Genomic DNA, 12,148 nt, shown 5'->3' with positions numbered 1-12,148 from the left:
CGGGTCAGCGGGCGCCGCCGACCCGCGCACGGGTCGCCTGCACGCGCCGGCGGGCGATCTGGCGGCGCGCATCGCGCGCGACCGGCAGTTCGATCACCTTGCTGTGCGCCTGGTAGCGGCGGCGGATCAGGTAGACGGGCCGTTGCTTCGACTCGTCGTAGATCCGCCCGATGTATTCGCCGACGACCCCGATCCCGATGAGCTCGATCCCGCCGATGAACAGCGTGACCGAGATCAGCGACGCGTAGCCGAGCACCGGATTGCCGAACAGCAGTGTGCGGAAGATGATGAACGCGCCGTACAGGAACGCGAGCGCGGCGATGCCGACGCCGATGTAGGTCCAGCTGCGCAGCGGCACGGTGCTGAAGCTGGTGATGCCCTCCAGCGCGAAATTCCACAGCTTCCAGCCGGAGAACTTCGAGTGCCCGGCACTGCGCGCATCGCGCTGGTATTCGACGATCACGGTCCGGTAGCCGACCCACGCGAACAGCCCCTTCATGAAGCGATGCCGTTCGGGCAGGTTGCGCAGCGCGTTCACGACCTTGCGGTCCATCAGCCGGAAATCGCCGACGTTCTCCGGCAGTTTCACGTCCGACAGCAGGTTGTGCACGCGATAGTAGATCGCGGCCGCCGTGCGCTTCGCGAACGAATCGCACGCACGGTTGCTGCGCTTCGCGGCGACGACTTCCGCGCCGTCGCGCCAGTGCTCGATCATCACGGGAATCAGGCTCGGCGGATCCTGCAGGTCGGCGTCGAGCGGGATCACCGCGTCGCCGAGGGCTTCGTCGAGGCCGGCCGTGAGCGCGGCTTCCTTGCCGAAGTTGCGGGTGAGATCGATCACGCGCACGCGCCGTTCGCCGGTGCTGATCCGGATCAGCCGCTCGAGCGTGTCGTCGCGGCTGCCGTCGTTCACGCAGACGATCTCGAATCGGATCGCGTCGATGGACGTCATCAGCGGAATCACGACGTCGAAGAAGTGCTCGACAGCCTCGCCTTCGTTATAGAACGGCACGACCAGCGAGATGAGCGGTGTGTAGGGTGGTTCCCGCATGATGATTCCCCTTGTGATGTCGTTTCACCGATGCGCGCCGATGGTCGGTCGGCCGGTGCGGCGCAATCCGTGCGCCGGGCGGTGGTGCGACCGGACCGGATGCACGAAGCCGGTGTCGGTCGAGTTGTCGCGTGCGTCGGGCATCGACGGCACGTCGTGTCTTTCCTGTGCGATCCGGCCGACGAGCAGCCCGAGCGACGCCAGCGTGACGAGCGGCATGAACTGGAACGACAGATGCGGCACGACCGCGAGGCCCGCGAGCGGCATCAGCCACAGCAGCATCAGCCATTCGCGATCGAAGCGCCGCCAGCCGTGCGTCCACGCATAGCGCGCGTACCACGCGATCACGATGCCGTACCAGGTCAGGTCGTAGTCGTACAGATAGGGGCTGACGAGCAGGCAGGCGCAGGCGAGGGTCGCGGCGCGCAGCGCGTACGAGCATGCGCCGCGCCATGCATAGACGACGGCGATCGCCGCGACCGCGGCAGATAGCAGCTGCAGGCCGGTGGCGACGATCGCGGGCCAGCCGGCCATCATCGCGAGCGCGAACACGGACGGCATGCGCGCGAGCTTGGCGTGGCCGGTACCGACGATTGCGTAGACGTTGTCGATCACATGCACGAACGTGAGCCACGGGCCGAACCCGAACGCGAGTGTCGCGAGCGCGATGCTGCACGCGATCGTTGCGGCCCATGCGGCCAGTGCGCGCCATTGGCCCGCGCACAGCAGCGCGAGTGGGAACAGCACCGCGAGCTGCGGCTTCATCGTCAGCAACCCGAAGCAGATTCCTGCGTACACGGGGCGGCGGTTCAGTGCGAGCAGGCCGGCACCGGCGAGCAACGCGGTGAAGAGGCTGGTCTGTCCGACGATCACCGTGACGAACGCGCCGGGGAACGCGAGCGCGCACAGCCACGCGGCATCGCGCTGCACGATCGCGCGGATCGTCGCCGCGAACAGCACATACGTGAGCCCGAGCCACAGCACGAGCGCCAGCGTGTACTGCAGCCAGCCGAGCGGCAGCACGAGCAGCAGCATGGACGGCGGATAGAGCCACGGCAGGGTGCCGTCCGCAAGCGTCATCGTCGGGATCGCGAGCTTCTGGACTGCGAACAGCGCGGGAAAATGCCATGCGTCGGCCGCATGCCCGTGCGCGGCGAGCCACGCGGCGCTCCAGATCGGCGAGAAATCCTGCGACAGCGGTTCAAGCGCGCCGTTGTGCGACAGGAACACACGGATCACGTAGATGCAGATGAACAGCAGCTCGGTCGCCAGAGCGGCACTCGCATAGAGGCGCACGCGTTCGCGATTGAGCCAGTGCGGGTAACGGCGCGGGCCCGCGATCGGGAGTTCCGGATGCACGTTGGCGTCCGGGGGCGCGGGGCGCGCAAAAGGTGACGATCTCATCGTGCGCTCCGGAGCTCGAGCGCCGCGCGGCGCACGACGACGAACAGCACCGCGAGCAGAATGAGCGGCCCGATCTGCGGCAGCTTCATCAGCCGGTTGAACATCTCGAAGATCGGCAGCAGCCACGCAAGCACGATGATGCCCTGGTCGCCAGGCAGCCAGCCTTCGTCGAGGCCGTGCGCGATCAGGCAGAAGATCGCGATGCCGAGCCACGTCAGTTCGTAGTTCCACAGGTACGGTGTCGTCAGCAGCGTGGCGACGGCCAGCACCGCGCCGCGCAGGCGCATGTCGCGCGTGCGGCGCCACACGTCGACGGCCGCCGCGAGTGCGAGCAGCGCGATCGCCGCTTGCGCGGCCAGCGCGGTGGCCACCGGCATGCCCGCGAGCCGCAAGGCGGCGAACGGCGTCGGCGACGCGAGCCAGTACGACGGGAGCATGAAATGCTGGCTGCGTACCGTCGACAGTGCCTGACTCAACCCGTGCAGCGAACCGGGGCCGGCCAGCGCGATGCCGGCGGCCGCGAACAGCGCCGCGGTGATCGCGGCCGCCGCGAACGTGCGCCACGCACGTGCCGCGATCAGCACGACCGGGAACACCACGGCCAGCTGTGGCTTGATCGCGAGCAGCCCGATCAGCACGCCGGCGACGACCGGGCGCTTGCCGAGCAGATGCAGCGCGAGCGCGGCGACGCCGGCGGTCAGGATGCTGTTCTGGCCGAACAGCGCGGCCATGCAGACGGCGGAATACGCGACCACGACGAGCGCCGCGGCGCGCGGCACGGGAAGATGCGCGCGCAATCCCGACAACCGAGAGACTGCTAACGCGTAGCATAAAAGACTGCCCGCGAAAAAGAGGAAATATGCGGGCAGGAAAGGCACAAGGGCAACCGGAGCGATGAACAGCAACATCGTCGGCGGATAGAGCCAGGGAAGCGGCCGGTGCTGCAGATACGCACCGAAGTGCGCGAACTCGGCCTGCAGGAATGAAGAGGAGTCGTAGACCGATGCGGCATGGCCTTGCAACACCAGGTGCGATGCGGTCCAGAAGACCGAGAAATCGACGGCGGGGAGGGCGATGGCGTTCGACGTGAAGCCGTTCGTCACGATGCCCCAGGTAACCAGCAACGCGACGAAGAGCATCAGCATGATGCAGCTGTACGGAATGATCCGGTCGGCTGTCAGCCATTGAACGCGGCGAATTGCACGCCCGCGCATTTCACGGTTGGCTGTGTACATGATTCCCCGTCTGTAGTAGAGGCTGCTTGGGTCAGTCGCAGCCGTTTCATGTTGTATGTCGTGCGTCGTGCCTGCGGAGCGAATCGCTCTGAAATGGCGTTGTCCGGTGAGTTCATTGTTGAAGAAAAAATCGCGGGTTGCAAATCAACCGCTGAAAGCCGGGATTTAGTTTGACTGGTGAGGGGCGTGAAAACGGGATTTTCTGGTATGAGAAATCCACGCGGACGGATTTTATGTTTCTGCATTGAAACATTCCGTCATTTCGACCGGCTGGGCATCCCGCCGATCCGGTAAAACGCGACCGGCTTCGCGCGTTGGGGAAAATCCCGAGCAGAAATTTTTGCTCCTTGTCGCAGCGCGGCTGCGGGCGTTCCGGCTTACAACGCTTGCGCGAAAACATATATCAACTTTGAAACATTTTCGGTGCCGTGCCGCCGAACGGGAACCGGATGCATCGCCGAAACCCTTGATGCGCCTCGATTTCGTCCGGGGTGGCCTGCTCTTTGCGTAAGCGTTGGCACGGCAGTCGACGAGGTGACGACCGGGCGGTTCCAGCAAAAGACAGACGGAACCAGCTTCGGAATCACCTGCGGAAAGGAAGGCCGGAGCGCGTCGGGGAACACGCCGCTCCAGGTCGATTAACCGAGCAAGACTTCGTCGAATGACCAACGAGACCCGGTATCGTCAGGGCAATAAGAAATCGGCATGGCAGCATTGGGGAATAAAAATGAAAGACCAAAGCACATTGCGGCTCGCAAACCGCGTTAAAGACACATTGCAGATTTGCCGGGAGTTTATTTCCCGTTCAACAGGATTCCATGCGTCGAACGGCCGTCGTGCCGTTCCGGTCGATCGGATCGTCCGGTTCATCCGGCCGGTCGCACCGTACACGCCTCTTTCGCTCTCTGCGTCACTGATACCCGTTCGTGCGGACAGGGGTGTGTATCCCCGCTCCCGCAGCTGAGCGTCGCGTTCCGATTTTTCGAGTAGTGCCGGTGGTGCCCACCCCCGACGTCCTGACCGACGAAGGGAATCTTGTAGCAGTCCGAAAGGAGAATGTCCATGTCAAGAATCATCGAAAGGATCGCATGGTTCGTCCAGGATCAGGACGGCGTGACGGCCATTGAATACGGCCTGATCGCTGCGCTGATCGCGATCGGCATCGTCGTCGCGTTGACGACGATCGGTACGGATCTGAAGACCGTGTTCAGCACGATCGCCGCAGATCTGGACTCGGCGGTAGCAGGAATCTGATGGACGGTACGACGAGCGGCTCGACCGAATCGTTCGTCGGCACCACACGGCATTAACAGCATTCCTCGACGTATCGATGCACGGTCATCCGACCAGCCGGCACGCGAGGACCATGAAATTCAACACGCAAGGAGATCATCATGTCCAAGTTCATTCAACAAGCCAGCCGTTTCGTTCGTGACGAAGATGGTGTCACCGCCATCGAATACGGCCTGATCGCCGCACTGATCGCAGTCGGCATCATCCTCGCGCTGTCGACCATCGGGAAGGACCTCAAGACCGTGTTCAGCACGATCGCGGCCGACCTGGATTCGGCGGTAGCAGGCATCTGATGGATCGTGCCGCGGACGGCTCGGCCGGTGCAGCGCTCGAGCCGTCCCCGGCCATCTGATCAACCGGGAACCGGAGACCATCATGCAAGCCACGATGCGTGTCGTACGTCGCTGGATCAGCGACGAGCAGGGCGTGACGTCGATCGAATATGCATTGCTCGGCGCGATGTTCGCCGTCGCGGTGCTGGGCACGGTCGTCACGCTGAAAGGCTCGCTTGCCGATGTGTACGAGGTGATCGCAACGGCCGTGACGGCCGCGGTGGCCACCGCGCTGGCAATGGTTTCCTGACCCACCGACTCCACCGACTCCACCGATTCGACTGCGAGGTTCGCCATGCTACCTGTTGCGCCGCCTTATCCGGTCCCGTTGTGCGTGACGCTGCTCGCGGTCGCCGCGGCCAGCACGGACATCGCGACCCGCCGCATTCCGAACCGCCTCGTGCTGCTCGGCCTGGCCGGCGCGCTGGTTTCCCAGTGCATGTTGCACGGCGTCCTGGCCGGCGTACTCGGATGGCTTGCCGGTGCCGCGACCGGCTTCGCCCTGCTGTTGCCGTTCTACCTGTTGCGCGGCATGGCGGCCGGCGACGTGAAGCTGATGCTCGCGATCGGCGCCTGGGTCGGCGCGGAAATGACGTTTTACATCGTGCTGGCCACCTTCCTGGCCGGCGGGATCGGCGCCATCGCCTACGCGCTGCTGCGCGGGCGGATGCGCCAGATGTGGGCGAACGTGCGCGCATTGATCGCGCGGCGGCGCTCGCAAGGCGCGAGCGACGAGGCCGCCGGCAGCCCCGTCGAAATCGCATCGGTCGGCACGCTGCCGTACGGCGTGGCGATCGCGGCCGGCACGCTGGGCATGCTGTTCGTGTCGTGCGCATAGCGCGACGCATCCGCAACGAGGACGGAACGATCATGAACACGAACCACACCGAACCGAGACGCGACGCACAGGTGGCACGGCTGCCCGATCCGTTGCCGTCGCGGGAAGTGCATACGAAGCTGGGCGCGCAGTTGCCGGCGGCGCCGCGCACGCTCGAGGAAACCGGGTTGAGCATGACGTTCGTTGCCGGCCTCGTGCTGAAGTCGACGCTGATGCTCGGGCGCCCGTCGTACGGCGACCTGGTCGAACGGCACTGCCTGCCGCTCGCGGTGCTCGACGACGTCTTCGCCTTCCTGGTGCGCGAGCATCTCGTCGAGCTCACCCATCGCGGCGCGACCGATCTCGACGTGACGTTCCGCCTGACCGACGCGGGCCGCGTGCTTGCGCAGGAGGAACGGTCACGCAGCGGCTACAGCGGGCCCGCGCCGGTGACACTCGACGCCTATCTCGCGTGCCTGAACGCGCATTCGGTGCGCAAGCTGCACATCGGCCAGGACGAAGTGTGGGCGGCGTTCGAAGGCATCGTGATCGACACGTCGGTGCTCGATGCAGCGGCTGCCGCGCTGAACGCGGGCCGTCCGCTGCTGATCTACGGTCCGGCCGGCAGCGGCAAGACCTTCCTCGCCGAGCGGCTGGGCTCGCTGATGCACGGCCGCGTGCCGGTGCCGCACGCGATCTGCGCGGCCGGCGAAGTGATCCAGATCTACGACCCGCTCGTCCATGTCGACGCGGAAGTGCAGTCCGGCGGCCAGTCGGTCGATCGCCGCTGGCGTCTGTGCAAACGGCCGGTCGTGATGTCCGGCGGCGAACTGACGCTCGACGAGCTCGACCTGCGCCGCGACGAAGCCGCCGGCTTCTACCAGGCGCCGCCGCACATGAAGGCGAACATGGGCATGTACGTCGTCGACGATCTCGGCCGCCAGCGTGTCGAGCCCCGCGACCTGCTCAATCGCTGGCTGCGCCCGCTCGATCGCGGCGTCGATCTCCTGACGCTCGAATCCGGCAACCGCTTCGTGATGCCGTTCGACGTGTGGCCGGTGTTCTCGAGCAACTTTGCGCCTGAACAGCTTGGCGACGACGCGTTCCTGCGCCGCCTCGGTTCGAAGCTTCACGTCGGTGCGATGTCGATCGACGACTACCGCGCCGTGTACAACGCGGCCTGCGCATCGCTGGGACTCGTATCGGCGAGCGATGCATTCGACTACCTGCTGCATCGGCTGCACCTGCCGACCGGCAAGGCGTTTCTCGCCTGTTTCCCGGCGGACCTGCTGCGTCTCGTGGCCGCCGGCGCGCGCTATCGCGGCGATCCGCCCGAGGTGACGCACGACGCACTGTACGACGCGTGGGCGAGTTATTTCGGCGCGGCACCCGAACGTGACGGCAGCCATCCGCCGCCCGTCGAGCGCGGTGGCCGTACGTTCGTTACCGGTTGAGCCGTTTCTTTCACGATTCGTCGAGGAGCATTGCCATGAAAAACAGTCGAGCGGTCATGATGCTGGTCGTCGCGATGGTCGCGGGTCTTGCCGCGGTCGTGTTCGCGTCCCACTGGCTGGTGCAGACATCCACGAGCTCGGTCACGCCCGTCGCGGTGGCCACCACCGACCTCAACCTGGGCGAACCGCTCGGGCCGAACCAGATCCACATGGTCAGCTGGCCGTCGGGCAGCGTGCCCACCGGCGCGTTCACCGATACGAAGGGGCTCGAAGGGCGCGTCGTGCGCACCAGCCTGTCACGCGGCGAGCCGGTGATCGAGTCGAAGCTCGCGCCGGTCGGCACGAAGGGCGGGCTGTCCGCGGTCATCGCCGACGGCAGCCGCGCGATCACGGTGCGCGTGAACGACGTGGTCGGCGTCGCGGGCTTCGCGCTGCCGGGCAACTACGTCGACGTGATCGTCAACACGCAGGAACAACAGGGCAAGACCGACGGGCAGAGCATCTCGAAGATCGTGCTCGAGCACATCCTCGTGCTCGCCGTCGCGCAGCAGGTCAGCCGCGACGACACGGCACCGAAGGTCGTCAACGCGGTCACGCTGGAAGTCACGCCCGACCAGGCCGAACGGCTCGACCTCGCACGCAGCGTCGGCACGCTGTCGCTCGTGCTGCGCAACCAGGTCGACCAGAAGACGCTGAACACCGACGGCGCGACCAAGCTGACGCTGCTCGGCAAGGAGCCCGCACCCGAAGCGCCGCCCGCACCGGTCCGTGTGAAGACGGTACGTGTGCACGTCGCCTCGCACGCGGCGCCGGAAGTACGGCGCGACTGCGTCGGCGTGCTGACGGGCGTGAAGGGCAGCGTCGAGTGTTTCTGAATCCATTCATTGCAGCCACATAAACGGCCGCCGGCAACGCGCGGCGGCCCTGGAAGTCGATAACCGGCACGGCGCCGGTCTCTCGGGGGATCAGACGAAATGAAGATCAAACCGCAATGCACAGGTACCGGCCCGCTGCGCACGCGCGTGGCACGGGGCACGATGATGGCCGCGATCCTCTGTTCGGGATGGCTGACCGTTTATGGCGCACTCGCGCAGGAAGGCATCGAGTCGGCGGTGCTGACGAAGGGCGGCGCCAGCGCGCCGGCCGCGGTCGGCAAGGGGCCGATGCAGATGACGATCAGCATGGCGCCGGTGGCGGCCGCCGCGCCCGCCGCATCGGCGGGGCCGCTGCGCGGACCGAACTGCGTCGGCGCCGTGCGCGAATCGACCAGCGTCAGCGTGCCGCTCGGCAAGTCGCTGCTGGTGCCGATGCCGGAGCCGGTCCGTAACCGGACGATCGGCAATCCGGCCGTCGCGCAGGCCACGATGGTGTCGCCGCAGACGCTGTACATCCTCGGGCTCTCGGTCGGCACGACCAACATGATCGTGCAGGGCAGGAGCGGTGCATGCCGTGTGATCGACGTCGCGGTCGGCGCGGATGCCGGCGGCCTGCAGGCGTCGCTGATGCAGCTGATGCCGAACGAGCGCGACATCCATGTGTCGACCGCCGCCGGCACGATCGTGCTGGCCGGTACCGTTTCGAGCTCAATGGCTGCGCAGCAGGCCATGCAGATCGCCCGTGCGTACGGCGACAGCGCGGGCGATCCGGCGGGCGGCGGCAAGGCCGGCGGCGGGGTGCTCAACATGCTGAACGTGACTTCGCCGCAGCAGGTGATGCTCGAGGTGAAGGTGGCCGAGGTGTCGAAGACGCTGATCAACCAGATGGGCAGCGCGCTCAACATCCAGGGCGGGTTCGGTTCATGGAGCGGCGCGCTGGTCAGCAACCTGCTCGCGGGCGTCGCAACCGGGATCGCCTTCAGCAAGGCGAACAACAAGCCGTTCAACCTCGCGGCCGATGCGCAGAACACCGACAACCTGGTCAAGATTCTCGCGGAGCCGAATCTCGTGACGATCAGCGGCCAGGAAGCGACGTTCCTCGCCGGCGGCAAGATCTTCATCCCGATCCCGCAAAGCAGCGGCAACGGCACGTCGTCGATCACGCTGCAGGAAGAGGAGTTCGGCGTCGCGCTGAAGTTCACGCCGACGGTGCTGAGCAACGGCCGGATCAGCCTGAAGGTCGCGCCGGAAGTGTCGGAGCTGTCGCAGACGGGCGTCACGCTGAGCGCGACCAACATCGGCGGCACGTCGATCCTGCCGCTGATCACGACGCGGCGCGCATCGACGACGGTCCAGATGGGCGATGGCGAAACGTTCGCGATCGGCGGGCTGATCAAGGACAACGGGACCGGCGCACTGAAGGCGCTCCCGGGTGTCGGCGAAATTCCCGTGCTCGGCGCGCTGCTCCGCAGTACATCGTTCCAGCAGGACCGCACCGAGCTGATCTTCGTGATCACGCCGCACCTGGTGAAGCCGCTGCAGACCGCCGACGTGCCGTTGCCGACCGACAGCTTCTCGAAGCCGAACGAAGTCGACGTGTATGCGACGGGCAACATGGAAGGCCGCGGTGGTGTCCGCAAGCCGGGCGCACAACCGGCGAACGGCGCGGCAGCTGCACCGCAGAACCCGGCCCAGGCGCCGGCCCCGGTCCCGGCTCCGGCTCCGGCTCCGGCTCCGCAATCGGAAGCGCCCGCCGGTCCGGCCGCCGCGCTGCCCGCACCGCGCGCACCGCAGGGCGCGGACGCACAGCCGCCGGTACCGGCCGAACCGCAGAAGACGCCCGCGCCGGTGGCGGCCGCCGCGCCGCAGCACGACGCGGCAGGCGCAGCAAACGCGGCCCGCATCGCGCGTATCGAAGCCGCCGCCGCGCGCCTCGCGGCGACCGGCCCCGACACGCCGGCCCAGCCAGCGGGGCAGCCGAAGCGCCGGACACCGGCGGAGCCCCATGCGCAGCAGGTCGCGCGCGTGAGCGCGGCACCCGAATCCACCGATCGTTGAAGCCATCCAAGGGGACGCTCATGAAATCCGCCTACCTCGTCATCGCGCGCCGCATGGCGCTCGCCGCACCGCTCGCGTTCGCGCTTGCCGGCTGCATGTCATCCACCCCGGTGTGGGACACCCGCTTCGGCGATTCGGTCCGCGCCGTGACCCAGGCCCAGATCATCGACCCGCATGCCGCCGAACACGCGGCCTCGGTGTCGGCGCCGGGCGTCGACGGCGGCGCCGCCACGGCCGCGCTCGACAACTACGACAAGTCGTTCAAGCAAACCGTGCCGCCTGCCAATGCGTTCGTGATCGGCATCGGCAAGGCCACCCAGTAACGACGGCACGCTCAGGGAGAACGCCATGAACAGCGCAGCTCGCCATCCGAAAGTCATGCGTCGCAGCCTGCATCGCCAGCGCGGTGCCGTCGCGATCATCGTCGGTCTCTCACTGGCGGTGATGATCGGGTTCGTCGGACTCGCGCTGGATCTCGGCAAGCTGTACGTCACGCGCAGCGAACTGCAGAACAGCGCCGATGCCTGCGCGCTGTCGGCTGCGCGTGACCTGACTTCGGCAATCAGCCTGTCGGTGGCCGAGGCGGACGGTATCGCCGCCGGCCACCTGAACTTCGTGTTTTTCCAGAACAAGTCGGTGCAGATGTCGACGAACGCGAACGTCACGTTCAGCGACTCGCTGACCGATCCGTTCCTGACGAGGAGCGCGGTCACGACGCCGTCGAGCATCAAGTACGTGCAGTGCACCGCGACGCTGAGCAACATCGCGCACTGGTTCATCGAGGTGCTGAACGTGCTGCCGGGCACGAAGCTCGCGAACGCGGCGGAGGTGTCGGCCAGCGCGATCGCAACCGTCGGCGGCGGGCAGACGACCTGCGCGATTCCGGTGTTCGTGTGTCGCGCGACGGGCTCGCCGTCGTACAACGTCGGCGACTGGATCACGTCGCTCTCCGGTTCGTCGACGACCTACGGGCCGGGCAACTTCGGCTGGGCGGCGCTCGACGGGTCGACGAACGAACCGACCATTGCGAGCGAGCTGTCGGGCAACACCTGCAACATCACGAGTCCGCCGGACCTCGGGTCGACGGGCCTGAAGTCGGCATCGCTGCGAGCCTGGAATACGCGCTTTGGCATCTATACGAATGGCGCGAACGGTTCGAGCGGCCAGCCCGACTTCACCGGCTACGCGTATGTCGGCCCGAACTACGGGCCGCCCGGAACGGCCGGCATCAAGGGCGATGCGTACACGCAGTTCGTCACCGACCGTACGACCTTCAAGCCTTACCAGGGCGACGGCGCGCCGCCGTCGGGCAGCGGGATCGCCACCAACGGCACCGTGACGGCGAGCACCTACCAGACCACCGGCGGAGATCGCCGCGTCGCGCTCGCGCCGGAAGGTGACTGCTCGACGCTGAACGGGGCCAGCGGCAAGGTGCACGTCACGCAGTGGGATTGCGTGCTGATGCTCGACCCCGTGCCGTTCAGTCCCGGAAAAGGCGGAATCGTCGCGCACCTCGAATACCTCGGTTCGTCGGTCTCCGGCAACAATCCGTGCGCGACGCACGGCTTGCCCGGCAGCGGCAGCGCGTCGGGGACCCAGGTTCCGATGCTCGTTCAATAGCGGGAGACG

14 protein-coding genes are annotated in these 12,148 nt (G+C 66.6%); 11 read left to right on the top strand and 3 right to left on the bottom strand.

Features of this window, described 5'->3' with window-relative positions; genetic code table 11:
- Window positions 1-4: 4 nt before the first annotated feature.
- The 3 genes from BCEP18194_RS03380 to BCEP18194_RS03370 are packed head-to-tail and all read right to left on the bottom strand — an operon-like array spanning window position 5 to window position 3,690.
- On the bottom strand, window positions 5-1,051 hold the full coding sequence (locus tag BCEP18194_RS03380) for a glycosyltransferase family 2 protein (protein WP_011349897.1): 1,047 nt from the start codon (window positions 1,049-1,051) through the stop codon (window positions 5-7).
- Window positions 1,052-1,075: 24 nt separating this feature from the next.
- Window positions 1,076-2,455: a glycosyltransferase family 87 protein gene (locus tag BCEP18194_RS03375; protein ID WP_011349896.1), complete on the bottom strand. Its 1,380-nt coding sequence runs from the start codon at window positions 2,453-2,455 to the stop codon at window positions 1,076-1,078.
- On the bottom strand, window positions 2,452-3,690 hold the full coding sequence (locus BCEP18194_RS03370) for a glycosyltransferase family 87 protein (protein WP_011349895.1): 1,239 nt from the start codon (window positions 3,688-3,690) through the stop codon (window positions 2,452-2,454). The genes BCEP18194_RS03375 and BCEP18194_RS03370 overlap by 4 nt, the downstream gene beginning before the upstream one ends.
- 48 nt (window positions 3,691-3,738) lie before the next feature.
- Between BCEP18194_RS03370 and BCEP18194_RS42230 the strand changes: the two genes are divergently transcribed.
- The 11 genes from BCEP18194_RS42230 to BCEP18194_RS03325 all read left to right on the top strand — a co-directional run bounded on the left by BCEP18194_RS42230 (window position 3,739) and on the right by BCEP18194_RS03325 (window position 12,139).
- Entirely contained in the window at window positions 3,739-3,864 is a 126-nt protein-coding gene (locus BCEP18194_RS42230) for a hypothetical protein (RefSeq protein WP_279626879.1), read from the top strand.
- A gap of 487 nt (window positions 3,865-4,351) precedes the next feature.
- Window positions 4,352-4,654 carry a hypothetical protein gene (locus BCEP18194_RS41030; RefSeq protein ID WP_157687109.1) on the top strand — a complete coding sequence of 101 codons (303 nt, stop codon included), beginning with the start codon at window positions 4,352-4,354 and terminating at the stop codon, window positions 4,652-4,654.
- Between the two features lie 98 nt (window positions 4,655-4,752).
- Window positions 4,753-4,944, top strand: coding sequence for a Flp family type IVb pilin (locus BCEP18194_RS03365; RefSeq protein WP_011349894.1), 192 nt, complete (start codon window positions 4,753-4,755; stop codon window positions 4,942-4,944).
- 140 nt (window positions 4,945-5,084) lie between these two features.
- Window positions 5,085-5,276: a Flp family type IVb pilin gene (locus BCEP18194_RS03360; RefSeq protein ID WP_011349893.1), complete on the top strand. Its 192-nt coding sequence runs from the start codon at window positions 5,085-5,087 to the stop codon at window positions 5,274-5,276.
- Window positions 5,277-5,358: 82 nt separating this feature from the next.
- Complete coding sequence (locus BCEP18194_RS03355) at window positions 5,359-5,565, top strand: Flp family type IVb pilin (protein WP_011349892.1); 207 nt, start codon at window positions 5,359-5,361, stop codon at window positions 5,563-5,565.
- 45 nt (window positions 5,566-5,610) lie between these two features.
- Window positions 5,611-6,153, top strand: coding sequence for an A24 family peptidase (locus tag BCEP18194_RS03350; RefSeq protein ID WP_011349891.1), 543 nt, complete (start codon window positions 5,611-5,613; stop codon window positions 6,151-6,153).
- Between the two features lie 32 nt (window positions 6,154-6,185).
- Window positions 6,186-7,586, top strand: coding sequence for an ATP-binding protein (locus tag BCEP18194_RS03345; protein WP_011349890.1), 1,401 nt, complete (start codon window positions 6,186-6,188; stop codon window positions 7,584-7,586).
- A 35-nt stretch (window positions 7,587-7,621) separates the two neighbouring features.
- A complete protein-coding gene (gene cpaB, locus BCEP18194_RS03340; RefSeq protein WP_011349889.1) occupies window positions 7,622-8,461 on the top strand; it encodes a Flp pilus assembly protein CpaB in 840 nt (279 codons plus the stop codon).
- 99 nt (window positions 8,462-8,560) lie between these two features.
- Window positions 8,561-10,519, top strand: a complete 1,959-nt coding sequence (locus BCEP18194_RS03335) for a type II and III secretion system protein family protein (RefSeq protein WP_011349888.1) — start codon at window positions 8,561-8,563, stop codon at window positions 10,517-10,519.
- A gap of 20 nt (window positions 10,520-10,539) precedes the next feature.
- Window positions 10,540-10,842 carry a hypothetical protein gene (locus BCEP18194_RS03330; protein WP_041492472.1) on the top strand — a complete coding sequence of 101 codons (303 nt, stop codon included), beginning with the start codon at window positions 10,540-10,542 and terminating at the stop codon, window positions 10,840-10,842.
- Between the two features lie 25 nt (window positions 10,843-10,867).
- Entirely contained in the window at window positions 10,868-12,139 is a 1,272-nt protein-coding gene (locus tag BCEP18194_RS03325) for a TadE/TadG family type IV pilus assembly protein (RefSeq protein WP_011349886.1), read from the top strand.
- Window positions 12,140-12,148: the final 9 nt, after the last annotated feature.

It is taken from the genome of Burkholderia lata, assembly GCF_000012945.1.
GTDB lineage: Bacteria > Pseudomonadota > Gammaproteobacteria > Burkholderiales > Burkholderiaceae > Burkholderia > Burkholderia lata.
This window is presented reverse-complemented; position numbering and strand designations above follow the sequence as displayed.

Excerpts from the sequence above, each read along its gene's own strand:
- BCEP18194_RS03380 (WP_011349897.1), bottom strand. The coding sequence starts at position 1,051 with ATGCGGGAACCACCCTACACACCGCTCATCTCGCTGGTCGTGCCGTTC.
- BCEP18194_RS03375 (WP_011349896.1), bottom strand. The coding sequence starts at position 2,455 with ATGAGATCGTCACCTTTTGCGCGCCCCGCGCCCCCGGACGCCAACGTG.
- BCEP18194_RS03370 (WP_011349895.1), bottom strand. The coding sequence starts at position 3,690 with ATGTACACAGCCAACCGTGAAATGCGCGGGCGTGCAATTCGCCGCGTT.
- BCEP18194_RS42230 (WP_279626879.1), top strand. The coding sequence starts at position 3,739 with ATGTTGTATGTCGTGCGTCGTGCCTGCGGAGCGAATCGCTCTGAAATG.
- BCEP18194_RS41030 (WP_157687109.1), top strand. The coding sequence starts at position 4,352 with ATGACCAACGAGACCCGGTATCGTCAGGGCAATAAGAAATCGGCATGG.
- BCEP18194_RS03365 (WP_011349894.1), top strand. The coding sequence starts at position 4,753 with ATGTCAAGAATCATCGAAAGGATCGCATGGTTCGTCCAGGATCAGGAC.
- BCEP18194_RS03360 (WP_011349893.1), top strand. The coding sequence starts at position 5,085 with ATGTCCAAGTTCATTCAACAAGCCAGCCGTTTCGTTCGTGACGAAGAT.
- BCEP18194_RS03355 (WP_011349892.1), top strand. The coding sequence starts at position 5,359 with ATGCAAGCCACGATGCGTGTCGTACGTCGCTGGATCAGCGACGAGCAG.
- BCEP18194_RS03350 (WP_011349891.1), top strand. The coding sequence starts at position 5,611 with ATGCTACCTGTTGCGCCGCCTTATCCGGTCCCGTTGTGCGTGACGCTG.
- BCEP18194_RS03345 (WP_011349890.1), top strand. The coding sequence starts at position 6,186 with ATGAACACGAACCACACCGAACCGAGACGCGACGCACAGGTGGCACGG.
- cpaB (WP_011349889.1), top strand. The coding sequence starts at position 7,622 with ATGAAAAACAGTCGAGCGGTCATGATGCTGGTCGTCGCGATGGTCGCG.
- BCEP18194_RS03335 (WP_011349888.1), top strand. The coding sequence starts at position 8,561 with ATGAAGATCAAACCGCAATGCACAGGTACCGGCCCGCTGCGCACGCGC.
- BCEP18194_RS03330 (WP_041492472.1), top strand. The coding sequence starts at position 10,540 with ATGAAATCCGCCTACCTCGTCATCGCGCGCCGCATGGCGCTCGCCGCA.
- BCEP18194_RS03325 (WP_011349886.1), top strand. The coding sequence starts at position 10,868 with ATGAACAGCGCAGCTCGCCATCCGAAAGTCATGCGTCGCAGCCTGCAT.